This window comes from Saccharomonospora sp. (genome assembly GCF_027317685.1).
In the GTDB taxonomy this organism is placed as follows: domain Bacteria; phylum Actinomycetota; class Actinomycetes; order Mycobacteriales; family Pseudonocardiaceae; genus Saccharomonospora.
This window is the reverse complement of the sequence record NZ_DAHVQP010000045.1, coordinates 1-19,713: the sequence shown is the minus strand read 5'-3', so window position 1 is coordinate 19,713 and position 19,713 is coordinate 1. Positions and strand designations below refer to the sequence as shown.

19 protein-coding genes are annotated in these 19,713 nt (G+C 67.4%); 8 read left to right on the top strand and 11 right to left on the bottom strand.

Features of this window, described 5'->3' with window-relative positions; genetic code table 11:
• Nucleotides 1-56: 56 nt before the first annotated feature.
• The 3 genes from M7H19_RS05400 (at nt 57) to M7H19_RS05390 (ending at nt 2,399) form a co-directional block, all read left to right on the top strand.
• A complete protein-coding gene (locus M7H19_RS05400; protein WP_298177776.1) occupies nt 57-1,064 on the top strand; it encodes a polysaccharide deacetylase family protein in 1,008 nt (335 codons plus the stop codon).
• Nucleotides 1,065-1,197: 133 nt separating this feature from the next.
• On the top strand, nt 1,198-1,869 hold the full coding sequence (locus M7H19_RS05395; protein WP_298177773.1) for a WGxxGxxG family protein: 672 nt from the start codon (nt 1,198-1,200) through the stop codon (nt 1,867-1,869).
• A 77-nt stretch (nt 1,870-1,946) separates the two neighbouring features.
• Complete coding sequence (locus tag M7H19_RS05390; protein WP_298177771.1) at nt 1,947-2,399, top strand: hypothetical protein; 453 nt, start codon at nt 1,947-1,949, stop codon at nt 2,397-2,399.
• 61 nt (nt 2,400-2,460) lie between these two features.
• On the opposite strand, the gene M7H19_RS05385 is transcribed toward M7H19_RS05390, so the two are convergent.
• The 4 genes from M7H19_RS05385 to M7H19_RS05370 all read right to left on the bottom strand — a co-directional run bounded on the left by M7H19_RS05385 (nt 2,461) and on the right by M7H19_RS05370 (nt 7,742).
• On the bottom strand, nt 2,461-4,167 hold the full coding sequence (locus M7H19_RS05385) for a fumarate hydratase (RefSeq protein WP_298177769.1): 1,707 nt from the start codon (nt 4,165-4,167) through the stop codon (nt 2,461-2,463).
• Between the two features lie 353 nt (nt 4,168-4,520).
• Nucleotides 4,521-5,546 carry a sigma-70 family RNA polymerase sigma factor gene (locus M7H19_RS05380; RefSeq protein WP_298177767.1) on the bottom strand — a complete coding sequence of 342 codons (1,026 nt, stop codon included), beginning with the start codon at nt 5,544-5,546 and terminating at the stop codon, nt 4,521-4,523.
• A 274-nt stretch (nt 5,547-5,820) separates the two neighbouring features.
• Nucleotides 5,821-6,246, bottom strand: a complete 426-nt coding sequence (gene dtd, locus M7H19_RS05375) for a D-aminoacyl-tRNA deacylase (protein ID WP_298177765.1) — start codon at nt 6,244-6,246, stop codon at nt 5,821-5,823.
• On the bottom strand, nt 6,243-7,742 hold the full coding sequence (locus M7H19_RS05370; RefSeq protein WP_298177763.1) for a class I SAM-dependent methyltransferase: 1,500 nt from the start codon (nt 7,740-7,742) through the stop codon (nt 6,243-6,245). Before M7H19_RS05370 ends, dtd begins: the two co-directional genes overlap by 4 nt.
• A gap of 105 nt (nt 7,743-7,847) precedes the next feature.
• On the opposite strand from M7H19_RS05370, the gene M7H19_RS05365 reads away from it, so the two are divergent.
• A complete protein-coding gene (locus M7H19_RS05365) occupies nt 7,848-8,192 on the top strand; it encodes a DUF3099 domain-containing protein (protein ID WP_298177761.1) in 345 nt (114 codons plus the stop codon).
• Between the two features lie 36 nt (nt 8,193-8,228).
• On the opposite strand, the gene M7H19_RS05360 is transcribed toward M7H19_RS05365, so the two are convergent.
• Together M7H19_RS05360 and M7H19_RS05355 are read right to left on the bottom strand one after the other, a co-directional pair.
• Nucleotides 8,229-9,095 (bottom strand): sugar kinase, encoded by an 867-nt coding sequence (locus M7H19_RS05360; RefSeq protein WP_298177758.1) that lies wholly within the window; start codon nt 9,093-9,095, stop codon nt 8,229-8,231.
• Nucleotides 9,092-10,027 carry a pseudouridine-5'-phosphate glycosidase gene (locus M7H19_RS05355; RefSeq protein WP_298177756.1) on the bottom strand — a complete coding sequence of 312 codons (936 nt, stop codon included), beginning with the start codon at nt 10,025-10,027 and terminating at the stop codon, nt 9,092-9,094. The genes M7H19_RS05360 and M7H19_RS05355 overlap by 4 nt, the downstream gene beginning before the upstream one ends.
• 65 nt (nt 10,028-10,092) lie before the next feature.
• On the opposite strand from M7H19_RS05355, the gene M7H19_RS05350 reads away from it, so the two are divergent.
• On the top strand, nt 10,093-10,341 hold the full coding sequence (locus tag M7H19_RS05350; protein WP_298177754.1) for a DUF3039 domain-containing protein: 249 nt from the start codon (nt 10,093-10,095) through the stop codon (nt 10,339-10,341).
• Between the two features lie 18 nt (nt 10,342-10,359).
• On the opposite strand, the gene M7H19_RS05345 is transcribed toward M7H19_RS05350, so the two are convergent.
• Complete coding sequence (locus M7H19_RS05345) at nt 10,360-11,577, bottom strand: YihY/virulence factor BrkB family protein (protein ID WP_298177751.1); 1,218 nt, start codon at nt 11,575-11,577, stop codon at nt 10,360-10,362.
• A 186-nt stretch (nt 11,578-11,763) separates the two neighbouring features.
• Between M7H19_RS05345 and M7H19_RS05340 the strand changes: the two genes are divergently transcribed.
• On the top strand, nt 11,764-13,533 hold the full coding sequence (locus M7H19_RS05340; protein ID WP_298177749.1) for a DEAD/DEAH box helicase: 1,770 nt from the start codon (nt 11,764-11,766) through the stop codon (nt 13,531-13,533).
• 292 nt (nt 13,534-13,825) lie between these two features.
• On the opposite strand, the gene M7H19_RS05335 is transcribed toward M7H19_RS05340, so the two are convergent.
• The gene (locus M7H19_RS05335; RefSeq protein ID WP_298177745.1) at nt 13,826-14,005 is read right to left on the bottom strand and encodes a hypothetical protein; all 180 of its coding nucleotides are present in this window, start codon (nt 14,003-14,005) and stop codon (nt 13,826-13,828) included.
• A gap of 262 nt (nt 14,006-14,267) precedes the next feature.
• On the opposite strand from M7H19_RS05335, the gene M7H19_RS05330 reads away from it, so the two are divergent.
• Nucleotides 14,268-15,131, top strand: coding sequence for an EamA family transporter (locus tag M7H19_RS05330; RefSeq protein ID WP_298177743.1), 864 nt, complete (start codon nt 14,268-14,270; stop codon nt 15,129-15,131).
• Nucleotides 15,132-15,241: 110 nt separating this feature from the next.
• Here the strand turns inward: M7H19_RS05330 and M7H19_RS05325 are convergent, their stop codons facing one another.
• The gene (locus M7H19_RS05325; protein ID WP_298177741.1) at nt 15,242-16,627 is read right to left on the bottom strand and encodes an RNA polymerase sigma factor; all 1,386 of its coding nucleotides are present in this window, start codon (nt 16,625-16,627) and stop codon (nt 15,242-15,244) included.
• A 232-nt stretch (nt 16,628-16,859) separates the two neighbouring features.
• Entirely contained in the window at nt 16,860-17,621 is a 762-nt protein-coding gene (gene ppgK, locus M7H19_RS05320; RefSeq protein WP_298177739.1) for a polyphosphate--glucose phosphotransferase, read from the bottom strand.
• A gap of 82 nt (nt 17,622-17,703) precedes the next feature.
• On the opposite strand from ppgK, the gene M7H19_RS05315 reads away from it, so the two are divergent.
• Nucleotides 17,704-18,531 (top strand): inositol monophosphatase family protein, encoded by an 828-nt coding sequence (locus M7H19_RS05315; RefSeq protein ID WP_298178023.1) that lies wholly within the window; start codon nt 17,704-17,706, stop codon nt 18,529-18,531.
• A 139-nt stretch (nt 18,532-18,670) separates the two neighbouring features.
• Here M7H19_RS05315 and cei read toward each other — a convergent pair whose 3' ends face one another.
• Nucleotides 18,671-19,390, bottom strand: coding sequence for an envelope integrity protein Cei (gene cei / locus M7H19_RS05310; protein WP_298177738.1), 720 nt, complete (start codon nt 19,388-19,390; stop codon nt 18,671-18,673).
• Nucleotides 19,391-19,713 lie beyond the last annotated feature (323 nt).

Sequence of the window (19,713 nt, the reverse complement as noted above, 5' to 3'; positions counted from 1 at the left end):
CCTGGACGAGTGAACGCGCCGCGCGGTCGGGTTCCGGCTGGCCTACGTTGCCGAGCATGGCCCTTCGACGCTTTCTGATTCTCGCCGCGGCAGCAGCGGTCACCGCGGGCTGCTCAAACTCGGTCGCTCCCGAAGCGAGTCCACAAAGGGCAGAGCAGACGGGCGGGGGCACGAGCTCCGTCACGCCGCTTCCGATCCCGGAGGAGATCGGCGCCAACGAGCTCGGTGTGATTCCCGTGCTGATGTATCACCGGATCGTTCCCGAGCCGACCTCGGTGTACGACAGGACGCCCGAGGACTTCCGTGCCGAGCTACAACGGCTCGCCGACGAGGACTACGTCCCCGTCACCACCGCCGAACTGGCATCGGGAGAACTCGACATCCCCGCGGGAACTCATCCGGTGGTGTTGACGTTCGACGACGGCGACCCTTCCACGATCCGGATGGAGGGTGATCAGGTGGCGCCGGATACCGCCATCGGCATCCTGTTGGAGGTGGCGCAGGAGAACCCGGGCTTCCGTCCTGCCGCGAGTGTGTACGTCAACGAGGAGCCGTTCGGGGGAGGCGAGGTCGGTCGGCAGGCGTTGCGCTGGCTCGCCGACAACGGTTTCGAGGTCGGCAACCACACATACGGGCACGCGAACCTCCGCACGGCATCGCCCGACGCCGCGCAGGAGGCCATCTCCCAGGGCGATCAGCTGGTTCGAGACGCCGTTGCAGGATATGAGCTCACGACGCTCGCGCTGCCGTTCGGCGCGCGGCCGCAACCCAGCGAGCTCGCCTTGCGAGGCGAGGGGTACGACTATCAGGCTGTGCTGCTCGTGGGCGCGAATCCCGCACCTTCGCCTTTCGCAGCGGAGTTCGACGCGGCAGCCGTGCCCCGGATCCGGTCGCAAGGGCCGGACGGTGACGAGGCGGAGTTCGGCTCGACCGCATGGCTCGACAAGCTCGCGGCCAACCCCGAGGTGCGCTACACCTCCGACGGTGACCCCACGCGGATCTCCTATCCCGCCGGCGACGAGTCGTTGAATCCCGAGTTCGCAGAGGTCGCGGCTCCGTACTGAGGTGGAAGACATGCTCGGCGGTCCACGCTTCCGACCGGCCGGTGCGGTCACGGTGGCTGCTCGGACGGGTGATCGGGGGCTGAAACCGGCCTTGAGTGGGTAGCTCATCTTGTGACTGCATGTGGAGGATAGTATGCGCAGAGTAGTTGCCGGTCGGGTTGCGGCGGTGGCGATGTGTGCACTCGTGCCGCTGTTCGGAGCACCGGCAGCACAGGGCGAGCCCGGGCCTGTCGTCGTGGCCACCGCCGAGATGCCGTCCGCGCAGGAGAGCTCCCAGGGAAACGATTCGGCTTCCTGGGGCCTGCTGGGACTGCTCGGCCTCTTGGGGTTGGTGGGGCTGGCCCGTCCTCGACGTCACCGACCGGTGGCGTCCGACCCGCTCTCCGCGTATCCGGTGATGCGTGACTGGCGGTCCTCCGCACGAGCAACCCCCACAGCCGCTCGGCGCAACGCGCCTTCGACTCCACCGCGGAACACACCCGCGGCCCCACCACGAAACCGCCCGTACCCGCCCGCGCCGACCGCCTATCTGCCCTCGGTCGTCCCAGCACAGAACCGAGGTGACGGAGAACGCTCCTCCGTCCGGCCGAAACCGACACCGCCGCCACCGCCGTCTCCCACGCAGCGCACGTCCTCGGACGGATCGGCGACGAGCATCACCCAAGACGGCAGCATCCGGCTCGCGCCCGCGCCGCCACTGCATGCCGAGCGGCTGAGCGAACCGAGTCTCGACGACATCGACGTATCCGGCACGACCGTTGTCCCCGCCGTCGAGCCGCGATGGCCCCAGCGCGAGTACTACTGAAAACCACCCGCACGCCGGTTTTCGAGCGGGTGCGCCGGCGATGCAACCCGACACGTGGTGCGTTACGTCAACCCGGCATGAGGTGGATACGAGCGATCGTCGGCACGGCCGCGCTGTTGTTGGCCGTGACCGCGTGTGGAGAACAGACGGCGACCAACGAGCGACCCGAACAGGATCCCGGTGTGGCACCCGCGGCACAGGAGTTGTCCCGGGCACCGCAGGACGGCCCCGTTCCGGAAGAGAAGATCGACGCGTCCGCGTTGCCGGAGGGCTATCCGATCGACGCGATGGCCTCCGACGAAGGGCGCACGTTGACGATCGTGGCCCAGGAGGGAGGCTGCACGAAGGTGAGTGCGACGCTGGCGGAACAGACTGAGGAACGAGTCACGGTGACACTCGTGGAGGCCAAGCCTGCCGATGAGAACACGATGTGCACAATGGACGTTCGATACCCACCGCTGACGGTGGAACTCGACGAGCCACTGGGGGACCGTGAGCTCGTCCTCGAACACGAACACACCACCTACTGACACCGGCGGGCTGACGCTGTCGCGAAAGGACTCGGCGTCAGCCCGCCCGGCCGGTGTCCGGTTATGAGCGGAACGAGATCTGCAACACCGGTTCGGACGTGTCGGCGAAGAAGTCGTTGCCCTTGTCGTCGATCACGATGAACGCGGGGAAGTTCTCGACCTCGATCCGCCACACGGCTTCCATGCCCAGCTCTGGGTACTCCAGGACCTCCACCTTCTTGATACAATCCTGTGCCAGCCGCGCGGCGGGGCCACCGATCGAGCCGAGGTAGAAGCCGCCGTGCTTCCGGCACGACTCGGTCACCTGCTTCGACCGGTTGCCCTTGGCCAACATCACCAGCGAACCACCGGCGGCCTGGAACTGCTCGACATAGGAGTCCATTCGGCCCGCCGTCGTCGGTCCGAACGAACCGGACGCGTAGCCGTCGGGAGTCTTCGCTGGCCCCGCGTAGTACACCGGGTGGTCCTGCAGGTACTGCGGCATCGGCTCGCCCGCCTCCAGCCGCTCGGCGATCTTGGCGTGGGCGATGTCGCGGGCGACCACCAACGGACCGGTCAGGCTCAGGCGCGTCTTCACCGGCAGGCTCGACAACTGCTGCCGGATCTCGGACATCGGCCTGGTCAGGTCCACCTCGACGACCTCGTCCGACAGCTCGTCGGCGGTCACGTCGGGCAGGAACCGTGCCGGGTCCCTTTCGAGCTGCTCCAGGAACACGCCTTCCGGAGTGATCTTGGCCTTGGCCTGGCGGTCGGCCGAGCAGGACACCGCGATACCGACGGGGCAGGACGCCCCGTGGCGGGGCAGCCGGATCACCCGGACGTCATGGCAGAAGTACTTGCCGCCGAACTGGGCGCCGATGCCGAACTGGCGGGTCATCTCCAGCACCTGCTGCTCCAGCTCGACGTCTCGGAAGCCGTGGCCGAGCTCGGAACCTTCCTGGGGCAACTCGTCCAGGTAACGTGCGGAGGCGAGCTTGGCCACCTTCAGGTTGTACTCGGCGGACATGCCTCCGACCACGATCGCGAGGTGGTAGGGCGGACACGCCGCGGTGCCGAGGCTGCGCAGCTTCTCGTCCAAAAACCGTGCGAGCCGCTTCGGGTTCAACACGGCCTTCGTCTCCTGATACAGGAACGTCTTGTTGGCGCTGCCGCCACCCTTGGCCATGAACAGGAACTCGTAGCTGGGGTCCTGGTCGCCCCCGGCCTCGTCCTTGTGGAACAGCTCGATCTGGGCGGGCAGGTTGGTGCCGGTGTTGCGCTCCTCCCAGAAGTTCAGCGGCGCCATCTGCGAGTACCGCAGATTCAGCTCTTGGTAGGCGTCGAAGATGCCCTTCGACAGGGCCCGCTCGTCGTCCCCACCGGTGAGCACGCCTTCCGTGCGCTTACCGATGACGATGGCCGTGCCCGTGTCCTGGCACATGGGCAGCACCCCGCCCGCCGAAATGGCGGCGTTGCGCAGCAGGTCCATGGCCACGAACCGGTCGTTTCCGCTGGCCTCGGGGTCGTCGACGATCGCGCGCAACTGCGCCAGATGCGACGAGCGCAGCAGATGCTGGATGTCGTTGATGGCCGTGCGCGCCAGCAGTGTCAGCGTCTCCGGCTCGATCTCCAGGAACCGGCGACCCGCGGCCTCCACGACACGCACCCCTTCGGCTGTCACGAGCCGGTACTCGGTGGTGTCCTGGCCCAGCGGGAGGACGTCTGTGTAGTTGAACTCGGGTGTGGTGCGGCCGGGGGAGGACCCCGACCCGGGAGTGGTCACAGTCACAGCTCGGGCTCCGTTGCACATGGGTCTCGGGGGTCTTGACCGTATCGCGCGGACGGAGCCGAGAACACCGGACCACGCCGGGTCGCGATGCAGATCACCTGCAGAACACCTGCTGGCAGCTCTGTGACGACGGGCTTATGCGCGCAGTCGGAAGGCCGGACCCACCCCGACAAGTCCGACCTTCCGCGGCAGGCGACCGGGAATACCGGTCGCGTAGACCAACACTGCCGAAAACGGCCGAAGCCGCCCTGTGAGCGCGCCCTCGACCGTCTCGTGAACCGGGCCCCTGGTCAACAGGGCATCCGGGTGATTGTGGTGCCCGCCGTAGGTGTTACTCGGGGTGTCGCTGCGGATCAGCTCGCGTAGGCGCGGAGACGATCGGCGCGCTCGCCGTGGCGGAGCTTGGCCATGACCTCGCGTTCGATCTGCCGCACCCGTTCCCGGGACAGGCTGAAGTGCTTGCCGATCTGGTCGAGCGTGCGGGGCTGGCCGTCGTCGAGGCCGTAGCGCAGCCGGATCACGCGCTGTTCCCGGTCGTCGAGCGTGGCCAACACACGCCGCAGGTCGTCCTGCAACAGTGTCGTGATCACCGAGTTCTCGGCGTCGATGGCCTCGGAGTCCTCGATGAAGTCGCCCAACGGCGCGTCCTCTTCCGTGCCGACGGGCATGTCGAGGCTTACGGGATCGCGTGCGTGATCGAGCAGATCCGCCACCTTGTTCTCCGCGATACCGGACTCGGCGGCCAGCTCCTCGTGGGTGGCCTCCCTGCCGAGCTTCTGGTGCAGGTCGCGCTTGATGCGGGCGAGCTTGTTGACCTGCTCCACGAGGTGGACCGGCAGGCGGATGGTGCGGCCCTGATCGGCCATGCCGCGTGTGATGGCCTGGCGGATCCACCAGGTCGCGTAGGTGGAGAACTTAAAGCCCTTGGTGTAGTCGAACTTCTCCACCGCGCGGATCAGGCCGAGGTTGCCCTCCTGGATGAGGTCCAGCAGTGGCATGCCGCGCCCCGTGTAGCGCTTGGCCAATGAGACCACGAGCCGGAGGTTCGCCTGCAGCAGGTGGTCCTTGGCGTTCTCCCCGTCGCGCACGACCTCGGACAGCTCCGCCCTGCGTTCCCGGGAGAGGTCGCCGGAGGTGTCCAGCATGTGCTTCGCGAACACGCCCGCCTCGATACGCTTGGCGAGGTCGACCTCCTCCTCTGCGGTCAGCAGTGCCGTTTTGCCGATACCGTTGAGATACACACGCACTAGGTCAGCGGCAGGCCCCTGCGCGTCGAGGTCGGCTTCCTCGGCGGGCGCAGGCATCACCTCGTCGGTGGGCACGGGAATGTCCCGTTCGCGAATGCCGCGAGCCTCACGTTCGAGTGTCTGGACGGACATATTGCCTCCCCGGTCAACGGGCTGACGTGTCGTGCTTCGCTCACGCCTGCTTCTGCGCCGCGTGGCGAGCCTGTGGAACCCGCCTCGCGTGCCCAGCTCCCCGGCTGGACATTCAAGTCAACGTCGGGATGCGCCAAATCGTTCCCGAGCGCCATGCTGTGTTGACTGCCTCACGCTGAGGCATCCGGAGAGCACGGTGCGGCGTGAACGGAAAGGACGGTCTGCCGTTTCGGGGAAGCGGCAACGAAGGTGGTCCAGACCTCTTTGGGTGGTGTCAGACCTCCACCAGGACGGTGAAAGGGCCGTCGTTGACGCTGTGTACCGACATCATCGCGCCGAAGCGTCCGGTCTCCACTCGGGCGCCACGATCGCGCAACCTCTGCACGACGGCGTCGACGAGGGGCTCGGCCTGCTCGGGGCGCGCTGCCGCCGTCCATGAGGGGCGCCGGCCCTTGCGGGTATCGCCGTAGAGCGTGAACTGACTGACCACGAGCAGTGGCGCTCCCGTGATGGCGCACGACTGTTCGTCCTGGAGAATGCGCAATTCGTGCAATTTGCGGGCCATTGTCTCCGCTTTGTCGGGAGTGTCGTCGACGTGCACACCCAACAGCACGAGCAACCCGGCCTCGGTGATGGCACCCACGACCTCGTCGTCCACGGTGACCGAGGCCTCGGTGACCCGGGCGACCACGGCCCTCATCGGCTCGCCTCCAACATTCCGTGCCTCACCAGTTCCGCGACGAGCGGTCGAGCGGCCGTACGCAGGGTGTCCGTGTCCTCGCCGTGCGCCGCGGCCAACAATTCCAGTAGGTCGTTCATCGACAGCACGCCGCGACAGCCCGCGAGCAGGGCGGTGGTGAGTTCGTCGAGTTCGTGTTGCCAACCGGGGCCGTCTCCACGGTGCAGCCTGCGTACCGTCGTAGACCACCCGTCCTCGGTAGGCGCGTCGATGCGTTCCAACGCGACGGTGTCGGGCACGCGGTAGACGACGTCGAGCAGGTCGTGGTCGTGGGCTCGCAGCCAGTCCACGCGATCGAGCCAGGCCGCCGCCTCCTCGCCGAGCGGATCGTCGTAGGCGTGCCGCAGGTCCTCGCACACGATGGTGGGCGAGGCGGCGTTCTCAGCGCGTCGCAAAGTGACGAACCCGAAACCGACACCCTCCACGTCGTTCTCGGCGAACCAGTCCAGCCACGCGCCCGCCTTCGCCCGCCCCTCCTCGGAGCGGGGTTCGATACCGGCGTCCCGTAGCCACGTTCCCACGTACAGCGCGGGGTCGGCGATGTCGCGTTGGACGAACCAGGCGTCGGTGTGGGGCGGCAGCCAACGGGTCACTCGATCCGTCCAGTCCTCGTCGCGCACATGCAGCCACGAGGCCAGCAGGTGTCCCGTGCCGTTCTCGGTGAGGAACCCCGGGAGCTGCCGCACCAGCAGGGCGCTGGCGTCGTCACCCGCGAGGCCCGAATCGCGATAGACGTAGTCGACCCTCGGCGGGCCGACCACGAACGGCGGATTGCACACGATGCGGTCGAACCGCCGCCGTGCCACGGGCGCGAACCAGTCGCCCTGAAGCAGTTCGACGTCGAGCTCGTTCAACGCGAACGTCGCCTGCGCCAACCGCAGCGCCCTCGCGGACGTATCGGTCGCGGTGACCCGCTGCGCGTACTTGCTCGCGTGCAACGCCTGGACTCCGTTGCCGGTGCCGAGGTCGAGCACGCTTTCCACGGGACGTCGGCTCGTGGCGCGCACGAGGCTGAGCGACGCATGCCCGACCCCGAGCACGTGATCGGATGCCGCGGGCCTGCCCGCCTGCTCGGGATCGAGGTCCGATACCACCCACCAGCTGTCGTTCTCGTCACCGTGTGGACGGATGTCGAAACCCGCGCGCAGACCGGAGCCGTCCGCGCCGCGCACGATGCCGACATCGAGCGCGGCGTCGAGCGACAACGGAGCCAACGCGGCGGCCACGGCGTCGCGAGGCTCGGTCTCTCCGAGCAGGAAGAGCCGCACCAGTACGCCCAGGGCCCCGGCGTCCAGACTGGCCCGGCGGGCGGGTTCCGGCTCACCTCGGCCGAGCGCGGCATGGGCCTGTGGGCCCAGAAGATCGACTACACCGTCGGTGTCGTAGCGGGCGTTGCGGAACGCCTCCCGAAGACGGGAACAGACCTCGGTGGAGAACTCGGGCAGAGCATCGTTCACGGTTCGTCATCGTCGCACGCCAGCCGCACCGCGTGGCGCCGGGAGCCCACGCGGGCCCAAAAAGTTGCCCTCCTGGTGTGTTGGGCGAACTCCTCCGGTGAGAGCATGGGGAGTGGAGGTGAGGCGGTGAACGAGCACGACAAGCACGCCGAACCGGTGCTGATCACCGAGGCAGCGCCCTCCTACGAGGATGAACACGCGGCGCGCAAGCGCAAATACCTCATCATGATGGCCATGCGACTGCCCTGCCTGGTACTGGCAGGGGTCTTCTACCAGACGTGGTGGTTGGCGCTGGGGTTGGTGGTGCTGTCGCTCCCGCTGTCGTGGGTCGCGGTACTGATCGCCAACGACCGCCCGCCTCGCAAGGCCGAGCGCGTCCACAGGTACCGACGCTCGGCCCGCGCGATCGAGAGCAACAAGCACCGCGTCATCGACGCACCCGAATCCTGATCGAACGTTTCCGGGTCGTCGATTTTCCCCACATCGTCACGGTTGAGCGCCTACGCGGCTGACGGCTCTGGCACCGAGTGCCGCGCCGTGGGCCAGCGCGGCTCTCGGCGATTCGCCCTGTAGCCAGGCGATGATGACGCCCGCATCGAACGCGTCGCCGGCGCCGGTGCTGTCCACACACTGCACGGGCTCCGCCGGCGCGGTCACGATGCCGTCGTCGTCGACCCAAGCGGCGCCCTCCAGCCCGAACGTGACCGCTACCGCGCCCACCGAGTCGAGCAGCCGTCTCGCCGCCTCGGGGGCTTGAGAGCCCGTGAGCGCCCGCAGCTCGTCCGCGTTGGGCAACAGCAGGTCCACGCCCTGTACGTCCGCGAGGAAGGCCTGGGGATCGGTCAGCAGTGCGGCAGCTTGAGGGTCGACCGATGTCGTCAGGCCCCTTCGCTTGGCCTCGGTCAGCGCCTCCAGACCGCCGGCGCGTGAGGACGGATCCAACAGCACATAGCCGGACAGGTGAAGGTGGTCGGCTCCCTCCAACGCGGTTGCGGGGATGTCGTCGGGACGGAACCGCTTGTTGGCCCCCCGGTCGGGGAGCATGGTGCGCTGTCCCTCCGCGTCGACGAGCACTACCACACAGCACGTGGCCGTGTCGGGGTCCACGGCGAACTCGCAGTGCACCCCGGCCGCTTCCAGCTCGCTACGGAGCAGGCGACCACCCGCGTCGTCGCCCACGCGAGCGACCAGCGTGGGGTCGGCGCCCTGATCTCGCAACCACAGCGCCGTGTTGGCTCCGGCGCCGCCACCCGTGACAGCGACGGCCGCGCGGGTGTCACCGCCGTGGACGATGGGGTTCTCGTGCCGGGCCACGATGTCCAGGCCGACATCTCCGACGACCACGACCCTCATCGCGCCAGCTCCGCGGCGACGCGCGCGGCGAGGCCGGCATTGGACAGTACGAGTGCCTCGTTGGCGTCGAGACTGGCACCACCGCTCGCGGTGTGGAAATGCTCCAGCAGCATCGGCGTGACGTCGGCTCCGGTGATACCGCGGTCCCGCACCAGCTCCAGTCCCTCGGCCAACAGTCGATCGTGCATCTCGCGGTCGAGTTCGTGTTCGACGGGCACGGGGTTGGCCAGGACCATGCCGGAAGTGGAGAACCTCCGGTGCGCGGCCAGGACGGCCGCCGCCTGCGCGGGGTCGTCCACCCGATGCGGGACCGGGTGACCGGACGAACGCAGGTAGAAAGCGGGGAAGTCGTCGGTGCGGTAACCCAGCACGGGAACCGAATGCGTCTCCAGCACTTCCAGGGTGGCGGCGATGTCGAGGATCGACTTCATCCCCGAACACACCACCAGGATGGCCGTGTTCGCCAGGGTGCCGAGGTCGGCGGAGACGTCCCAGGTCACGCTCGTGCCCGGCGTCGGATGGTGCACACCGCCGAGCCCGCCGGTGGCGAACACCGAAATGCCCGCCGCGGCGGCCAGCGTCGCCGTGCTCGCCACGGTGGTGGCCCCCGAGCGGCCCAGCGCCACACTGGGGCCGAGATCGCGCAGCGACAGCTTGTCGAGCTCCGAGTCCGCGGCACAGACACGCTCGAGTTCGACTTCGGTGAGTCCTATCCGGGGAATGCCGTCCAGAACGGCGATCGTGGCGGGCACCGCACCCGCGTCCCGCACGACGCCTTCGAGTCGGTGAGCGACCTCCAGGTTGCGTCCGGGTGGCAGGCCGTGGGACAGCAGGGTGCTTTCGAGGGCGACGACCGGCGCGTGGGTGGTGACGGCGTCGGCGACCTCGGGGGACAACGACAGCGGGGTGTCGGGCTGTGTGTTCACGGGCATGCATCCTCGCCCATCGGGTCGGCAGGACTTCATGGGGCATCGTGGAAGTGAGGCATCATGGAAGTGTGAGTACGATGACGCTTCCTGAAGTCGAGACCAGGCCGGAGAGCACCGACACCACGGACGACGACTCTCCGAAGATGTTCCACTACGTGCGCAAGAACAAGATCGCCGAGAGCGCGGTCATGGGCACGCACGTGGTGGCGCTCTGCGGGGAGGTCTTCCCGGTGACGAAGTCGCCGAAGCCGGGCTCGCCCGTCTGCCCGGAGTGCAAGCGCGTCTACGAGAATCTGCCTCCCGGCGGCGAGGACTGACCTTCCCATCGAGGCCGGTCAGTCGGGATCGGCCCGGTTCGCCTGGTTCGTCGCCTCGCCGCGGGCCGTCGGCAGTTCCGTGGTCCGCGGCGACGGTCGGGGAAGGGGCCGCGTGCTCGTGTCCTCGTGGCCCTCGTTCTCCCCGGTGTCCTCACCGTCTTCGCCTTCCCCGTGGGGTGTGGATTCCTCACCCCGGCGCGGCCTGCGCAGCGGTTGGGTGGTGCGGTGCCACAGGGTGCCCTTGGCCGCCTCCTCGTTCTGTATGCGTTCTTTGAGCCGTTCCATTTCCAGCCTGCGCCACTTGCGACGCTGCCTGCGGGTCATCTTCGCCGGCCAAAGCTCCTGGATGGCGCTGTTGAAGTAGGCGCCCGCCACGATGGCCAGGCCGATGAAGAACGTGAACAGCAAAAACGCGATCGGTGTCGCCAACGCCCCGTAGGTGTAGCCGGTCGTGGTGATCCAGCTGATGTAGAAGCGCAGGCCGACACTGGACAGCAGGAAGATCACCATCGCCAGAACGGCGCCCGGAAGTCCTCGATGCCAGGGCAGTTTGCGCGGTAGCGCGAGCTTGTACAACGTGGCCAACGCGAGCACCAGCAGCACCGCCACGGTGGGGTAGTAGAGCACGCTCAGCCACGACGCGATGGTGGGTTGCCAGTCAGCCGGGAAGAACTCCGGCAGCAGATCCGGCCCGATGGCGATGATGGGCAGCCCGATCACCAGCAACACCAGGCTGCCCAGGTACAGCAGCAGCGCGAAGATGCGTTGCCAGACTTCGTTGCGCACGCCGTACTGGTCGTGGGCCACGGTGATGGCGTCCACGAACGACGACATCGCCGACGAACCCGCCCACAACGAGATGAGGAAACCCACGGATACGATCTCGCCTTTGCCCGTGGTCAGTATGTCGTCGACCGTCGGCTCGATGATCTGCGTGACCACGCTGTCACTGAAGATCGTGTCCGAGAAAGCGATGATCTTGTCGTGCACCTGGCGGACGATGTTGTCGCCGAACCAGTTGCCGACGAATCCGAGACTGCCCAGCAGGCCGAGCAGCAACGGCGGTAACGACAGCGTCTGCCAGAACGCGGCCTCGGCCGACTCGGAGAAGATGTTGCCTTCCCACGCTTTGCTCAACGTGCGGCCCAGCAGACGCAAAGGCCCCTTGCGTCTGGTCGGTCGCGCGGGTCGGGGTTCACCCTTATCGTCGGTGGTGCCGCTTTTTCGCGTCTGCATTGCGGCTCCCAGCATGGTCTATCGGGGCCGGAACGGCCCGCCTACCCCCACGGCGTGTCCTTCTCAGTTTCCCCGATGCCGCTCCAGGTAAGCTTGCGCGGGCACCCTCACTGACTTCAGGCACGGCAGCCGAGCACCGTCGTGAGGGTTTTCGCATGTCCCGTGTGTCGAGGAGTTGGAGCGTCGGTGTCGGAGACGGCCAAGGTCCGGGGCGGTGTCACCTCCGCACCCGAGCCCGCGCACGACGCGACGGCCCGCCCCCTGCGTGCGTGGCAGCGTCGCGCGCTCACCAAGTACCTCACGCGCAAGCCTAAGGATTTCCTCGCCGTGGCGACGCCCGGCGCGGGTAAGACGGTATTCGGTCTGCGGGTGGCTGCCGAACTGCTTTCCGATCGCACCGTCGAGGCGGTCACCATCGTCACCCCCACCGAACACTTGAAGCACCAGTGGGCGGAATCGGCGGAGCGTGCCGGTATAGCGATCGACTCGAACTTCCGTAACTCCGACGGAGTCACGTCCTCGGACTACCAGGGTGTCGCGGTCACCTATGCCCAGGTCGCCGCCCATCCGACTCTGCACAGGGTGCGTACCGAGAACCGTAAGACCCTCGTCATCCTCGACGAGATCCATCACGCGGGCGACGCCAAATCGTGGGGTGACGCCGTCTTTGAGGCGTTCACCCCCGCGGTCCGCAGGCTGGCGTTGACGGGTACCCCGTTCCGCAGCGACGACTCGCCGATTCCTTTCGTCACCTACGAGCCGGACGCCGACGGCGCGCTACGCAGCAAGGCCGACCATGCCTACAACTACGCGGACGCGCTGGCCGACGGTGTCGTGCGGCCCGTGGTGTTCCTGGCCTACTCGGGCGAGGCGTCGTGGCGCACGAGCGCGGGTGACGAGTTCACCGCCCGGCTCGGGGAACCGCTCACCGCCGAGCAGAACGCCAGGGCGTGGCGCACCGCCCTCGACCCCGGCGGGGAGTGGATCCCAGCCGTGTTCCAGGCGGCTGACACGCGGTTGACGCAATTGCGGACCAGCGGCATGCCCGACGCGGGCGGATTGGTCATCGCCACCGACCAGGAATCGGCCCGTGCGTACGCGAAGATCCTGGCGAGGATCGCGGGAGAACAGCCCGTGGTGGTGCTTTCCGACGATCCGAGGGCGACCAAACGCATCGCGGAGTTCTCCGAGTCCGATCAGCGCTGGCTCGTGGCGGTCCGCATGGTCTCCGAAGGCGTCGACGTGCCCAGGTTGGCTGTCGGCGTGTACGCCACCAGCGCGTCGACCCCGTTGTTCTTCGCCCAGGCCATCGGCCGATTCGTGCGTTCCCGGCAGCCCGGGGAGACGGCGAGTGTCTTCCTGCCCAGCGTCCCGGTGCTGCTGGAACTGGCCAGCGAACTGGAGGCCGAACGGGACCACGTGCTCGGCAAACCCCACCGGGAGAAGGACGGCTGGGACGACGAGCTGATCGTCGCGGCCAACCGCACCGACGACGAGCGCGGTGAGGAGGAGAAGTCGTTCACCTCGCTCGGCGCCTCGGCGGAGCTCGACCAGGTAATCTACGACGGTAACTCGTTCGGTACGGCCGTGTTCTCGGGTAGCGAGGAGGAACAGGAATACCTCGGTCTACCGGGACTGCTGGATGCCGATCAGGTGCGGGCGTTGCTGCGTAAGCGGCAGGAGGAACAGCTCGCCGACGCCAAGCGACGCAAACCCAAGGCCGACAAGACCGAGGAACAGCAACCCGCGCCCACGCCCCGTCCGGCTTCGGTGAACGAACGACTCAAGGCGCTGCGTAAGGAACTGAACACGCTCGTCGGTCTCTACCACCACCGCACGCGCAAACCGCACGGTGTGATTCACAACGAGTTGCGGCGGGTCTGTGGCGGGCCGCCGACGGCGATGGCCACTGTGGAGCAGTTGGAGGAGCGCATCGCCACCCTGCGCTCCTGGTAGACCCGGCAAGCCTGGTAAGCCGCCGTTTCCGGCTTCCGGGCCTTTCACGAGTCCGAGGAGACAAGCTGCGAGGCTCTTGCGGCGCGTCCGGCCTCGTCTACAGGGTTTTTTCGTTCCGGCCGCAGCAGTGGTCTCATCGCCTTTCCGTCGATGGAAAGGGAATTTCCGCGTGGGCACCGGGGAAGTCGCCGCAGAGGCCCACGCTATGCGGAGGACGTGCATACGAAACGGGGGCGGAGACCCCTCATTGGGAATCCCCGCCCCCGTACACCTCTGCGGCTGGATGACGGCGTCAACGCTGGATGTCGGCGTCCAGCTCCTTCAGCTTGGCCTCGTACTCGCGGCCGTGGTGGCCACAGAACAACAGCTCTCCGCCGTTCGGGAGAACGGCGCGCATCTGTGCGGCTGCTCCGCAACGGTCACAACGGTCCGCAGCGGTCAGTTCGGGGCGGGTGAGCGTCGTCGATGTCATTGGAGTCTCCCTCCGTCCCGGCATCGCCAGCCGATGCCATCGTTCAGCCGCGACCACCGTGGTCTGCGTCCCCGCCGATCGCGGTGGCTCGCTGCCTCCACTCTTGCAGACGTTTCGGCTCTCGCAAGTGTTCCCGAGTCGTGTGGGAGCCGTGTCACGTCTGATTAGCCCGAATGTCGCAGGCAATTCAACGATACCTGTGTGGGGGCCTGAAAAGCCCGTATCGAGGGCCGTTTGCAGTGGTCAGGCACTATCGGAAGACGTGACGCTCTCCACCAGGAAAAGCACGATGGATGCCGTTCCCGCGCCCGTCGTGTTCGTTATCAGCGGAATTTCCATGTACGTCGGCGCGGCGCTGGCGGTGTGGCTGTTCGAAGTCGCCACGCCTGCGGGAGTGGCATGGCTTCGATGCCTCGGAGCGGCTCTCATCCTGCTGGCCTGGCGCAGACCCGGGCGGGAGGCCTGGCGGGGCCGCGCGCTGTGGCTGGCGGGCGCTTTCGGCATGGTGACGGCCGGGATGAACGTGTTGTTCTACGAGGCGATCGCACGCCTGCCGCTGGGAACGGCGGTGGCGATCGAATTCGTCGGCCCCGTGTTGGTGGCAGCGTTGGGATCGCGGGGGATGAGAGATCTCGCGGCTCTCGCCAGTGTCACCGTCGGTGTCGCGGTGATCGCCGACGTGCAATGGGAAGGCAGTCCCGCGGGAGTGGCGTTCGCTCTGGGCGCGGCGGTGGCGTGGGCGGCCTACATCGTGCTGGGCAAGCGCGTCGCTCTCGCGGGCAACGGCGTCGACAGCCTGGCCGTGGGGTTCACCGTCGCCACAGTGGTGCTCTCACCTCTTGTGCTCGGCACCACCTCGGTGTGGGGAGAGCCGGACCTACTCGCGTTCGCGGTCGGTGTCGGCCTGCTGTCCACGGTCGTGCCCTACGCGCTCGACCAGGTGGTTCTACGCCGGGTGGGCCAGTCGCGGTTCGCGCTGCTGTTGGCTCTGCTACCCGTCACGGCCGCCGTCATAGGGTTCGTGATGCTACGCCAGGTACCCACCCTCGGTGAGACTCTCGGCATCCTCGCCGTCGTGGTAGGTGTGGCATTGCGGTCGGGCTCGACCGATCGGGAAGCGGCGTAAGCCGAAACAGGGCCACAAACGCATGTTGGGGCCGGGAGAGCCTCCGGGGATGCCGATCCCGGCCGTCTCTCCCGGCCCCAACGCGCCGAGTGGAGTCGGTGCTACGACCTTTAGTCCAGGTAGTCCCGCAGGACCTGCGAGCGGGACGGGTGACGCAGCTTCGACATGGTCTTGGACTCGATCTGCCGGATGCGTTCCCGCGTGACGCCGTACACCTGGCCGATCTCGTCCAGGGTGCGGGGCTGGCCGTCGGTGAGCCCGAAGCGCAGCCGCACCACGCCGGCCTCCCGCTCGGACAGCGTCTGCAGCACCGATTGCAGCTGGTCCTGCAGCAGTGTGAACGACACGGCGTCCACGGCCACCACGGCCTCGCTGTCCTCGATGAAGTCACCCAGCTGCGAGTCGCCTTCGTCGCCGATCGTCTGGTCCAGCGAGATCGGCTCTCGCGCGTACTGCTGGATCTCCAGGACCTTCTCCGGAGAGATGTCCATCTCCTTGGCGAGCTCTTCCGGCGTGGGCTCGCGGCCCAGGTCCTGCAGCAGCTCACGCTGGATACGGCCGAGCTTGTTGATGACCTCCACCATGTGCACCGGGATACGGATGGTGCGGGCCTGGTCGGCCATGGCCCTGGTGATGGCCTGGCGGATCCACCAGGTCGCGTAGGTGGAAAACTTAAAGCCCTTGGTGTAGTCGAACTTCTCCACCGCACGGATCAGGCCGAGGTTGCCCTCCTGGATAAGGTCCAGGAAAGCCATGCCGCGCCCGGTGTAGCGCTTGGCCAGCGACACCACGAGCCGGAGGTTCGCCTCGAGCAGGTGGCTCTTGGCCCGCTCACCGTCACGCACGATCCACTTCAGGTCACGGCGCATCTGGGTGGAGAGCTTCTCGCCCTCCTCCTCGGCGACCCGGAGTCGCTCGGCGGCGTAGAGCCCGGCCTCGATGCGCTTGGCGAGCTCGACCTCCTCCTCGGCGTTGAGCAGGGCGACCTTACCGATTTGCTTCAGGTAAGCCCGTACCGAGTCGGCGGATGCGGTGAGCTCGGCGTCCTTGCGCGCCTGGCGCAGGGCCTCGGACTCCTCCTCGTCCCACACGAAGTCCGGGTCGTTCCGCGATCCGGACTCCTCGTCGGATTCGTCGGAGTCCTCGGTGACGGTGGCGTCGACGACGTCCACTTCTACGGCGTCGACGTCGAGGTCGGACAGGTCGACGTCCTCGAGCTCGGGACTGTCGAGGTTCTCGTCCGCCTCGGAGGCCTTCTTGCTCTTGGCCTTCGACCGAGTCGTCTTGGACTTCTCCGACTTCGTGGTGGTCTTTCGCGTCCGAGTGGTCTTCGCGGACTTCGCGGGAGCCTTCTTCGCGGCCGTCTTGCGGCCCGACGACTTCGCCTCCGGCGTGGCCGTTTCGTCCACGGCCGCCGTGCCCTCATCGACAGTCGTCGGTTCAGCGGCGCTCGTTGTCTTAGTCCCGCTTCGGGATGCGGTCTTTGCGGCTGCCACGTACGCCCTTTCGCAGCGGTCGGTCACGACGAACCGAGACGTGGGGTCCCGGCTGCCTCAGGATCGGGGAACATGCCCCGGCCTGCGGTTTTGTCTCCCGCAGCCGAGAGCCGTGTTCCATTGTAACGACGGCGACGGAAAGAGTCGCGCGGGCGATCATCTTTCGAACCCTCTTCGGGCTCCCGGCGGCGTCGTTCGCGGCGGGGGAAGGAGCCGGAGGCGGCGCGGGGGATCAGTGCGAAAGACCCTCCCTCGCGGCGGCCGCCGCGCCCACGATCCCCGCGTTGTTCAGCAAGGATGCCGTGATGACCGGTGTTCGGATGTCCAGCAGCGGCACCCACTTGTGTGACTTCTTGCTCACCCCGCCGCCGACGATGAACAGATCGGGCCAGATGAGGTTCTCCAACACAGTCAGATAACGATTGACGCGCTTGGCCCAATCCGGGTACGAGAGGCCCTCGTTGTCCTTCACCGAGGCCGCGGCTCTCTTCTCCGCGTCGTGGCCGTCGATCTCGATGTGCCCGAACTCGGTGTTCGGCATGAGCGTCCCGTCCTGGAACAGAGCGCTTCCGATGCCTGTGCCGAACGTGAGCAGCGCGACGACCCCCTTCTTCGCGGCCGGGTCCCCGAAACGGATCTCGGCCATGCCCGCGGCGTCGGCGTCGTTGAGCATCGCCACGTTGGAGACGTTCCGGCCGAGCCGTTCCGCGAACAGTGCCCCCGCGTCGAGGCCGATCCAGCTGGGGTCGATGTTGGCCGCGGTCTGGGCGACGCCCTTCTTGATGACGGAAGGGAGCGTGATGCCGATAGGGCCGTCCCAGTCGAAACGGGCCACGATCTCACCGACGACATCGGCCACTGCGGCGGGCGTCGAGGGCCTGGGTGTGTCGACGCGGACGCGGTCGCCGATGAGCTCACCTTTGTCCAGGTCGACCAGCGCACCCTTGATACCGCTTCCGCCGATGTCGATACCGAACCCGCGGTTCGCCGTCATGGGCGAGGCCCCTTCCTTCTCGATTCAGAAGTCGTTGGGCGAAACTGTAACCAAGTGTGCTCCCATAGTCGGTGTGGGAGCTGTGGAATCCGACATCGAGAGCCTGACCGCGACCGCCGAGCAGGTCGCCGTCGAGGCCGCTGATCTGGTCCGGGACGCCTACGAGTCCATGCTGGCGGGAACGTCCGTGGACGTCGACACCAAGTCCAGCGAGACCGACGTGGTGACAGCGGTGGACACCGCCTCGGAACGACTCGTCCGCGAGAGGCTGGCGGTGTTGAGACCGCACGATACGGTGCTCGGCGAGGAGGAGGGTACCCACACCGCCGAGCACTCTCCGGAAGGCACCGGGGTGACCTGGGTGGTGGACCCGATCGACGGGACCGTCAACTTCCTGTACGGACTGCCGTGGTTCGCCGTCTCTGTCGCCGCGCAGATCGACGGGATGTCCGTGGCCGGTGCGGTGGTCGAGCCCGCCAGCGGACGACGGTGGACCGCCACCCGAGGGCGCGGGGCATGGCTCGACGGGCGCCCGTTGCGGGTCTCGGCGCCCGACGACCTCGGAGTGTCGCTGCTGGCGACCGGATTCGCCTACACCTCCGAGCGTCGAGCACGTCAGGCGAGACTCGTCGCGGCGGTGTTGAACAAGGTGCGGGACATCCGGCGGCAAGGCTCGGCCGCGCTCGACCTGTGCGCCGTCGCTGCGGGGTGGATCGATGCCTATGTCGAGCACGGGCTGCAACGTTGGGATTGGGCCGCGGGCGCGCTGATAGCCGAGGAGGCGGGAGCCGTAGTCACCCTTCCGGGCGAGGATCCGGAGCTGGGCGCGGACGCCATCCTGGCCGTGGCGCCCTCGATCGCCGAACCACTGCGCGCCACACTGCTGGAGTGCGACATCTCCGATGTTTGACAGAGCCTGACAGAGCCTGACAGGCCGGGTAGAACCTCCGAACCTCTGACAAGAGCCTGGTGGGGCCTGAGGGGACCTGGGGCCGCGTGGGGACAGCGGCCGGGTGTGTTCCCCGGGTGCGTTCGGGTCTTCGGGGCGCTCAGCAGTGCTTGGGCAGCGTTTCGGCGAGCAGTTCGTCGTCGATCACGGGACCGCCGCCATCGATGGACTGCTCGTCGGTCTCGGCACCGTTGTCGGACTCCCACGACTTGAGTCGGTCGAGGATGTCCACAGCCGCGTCCGGCATCCGGAAGTCGTTGAATTGCGTGCCGATGGCCAGATCCACCGACGCGTCCTCGCGGTCGTCCTGGACGAGTTCGAGACACGGGTCGATCAACTGCACCGTGCGGGCGGCGCGTTCGCCGTCCGGGCCGAACCGGATCTGCCCGTGGCAGTCGGCCACCGCACCGTTCGTGTACACCTCGTCGTTGCGGGGATCCAGGACGCGGGTGAAGCCGAGTCGGCGCAACTCCTCTGTGGCGATCGAGGCGTCACCGCGGGTGCCGTTCGCGTTGAGCACCGTGACCTCGACCAGTGACGGGGGAATCGGCGACGTTTCGATCAATGTGTCGTAGGGCAGGCGAGTGAACGTCGTTTCCGCGGGCGGATCGAGCTTCGGCTCACAGGCGATCTCTTCGGCGATGTCCGGCGAGGAGCCGAGGGCGTTCACCCACACGGCCACCGCCGCCACACCGAGCACTCCGAGGAAAATCAAAGCCGGCAGCTGTCTCCGTTTCCGGTACGGCCGCCCCGCGCGCTGCCTGCCGCTTCCGGTGCGGCCCGCTGTACCCGACGCCACCTGCTCGTCCCTCCGCAACACTTGTCCCCAGGGTGTCCGTCACCATGTCCATCGCCATGGCTGGCTCAGGCGTGACAACACGGCGTACCCGACCGCCACTGGATAGCATCACGGCGGTGCCCGCCCGGCAAGCGAGTGGCGGGGGAGCCAGCTCACGGTGCCGCGTCACAACCTGAACGGTGTAGATCGCGCTCCACGAGGTATTAACCCTGTTGGGTGACGTATCTTAGGGCTTGGGTGACCAGCTTCGAGTCGGGGTAGGTGGTGGGCTACCCTTCCCGGGCTCCATCGGTGACGGCGAGGTCGTGAAAGAGACCTCACTCACGCCGGATTCCGGGCACAAA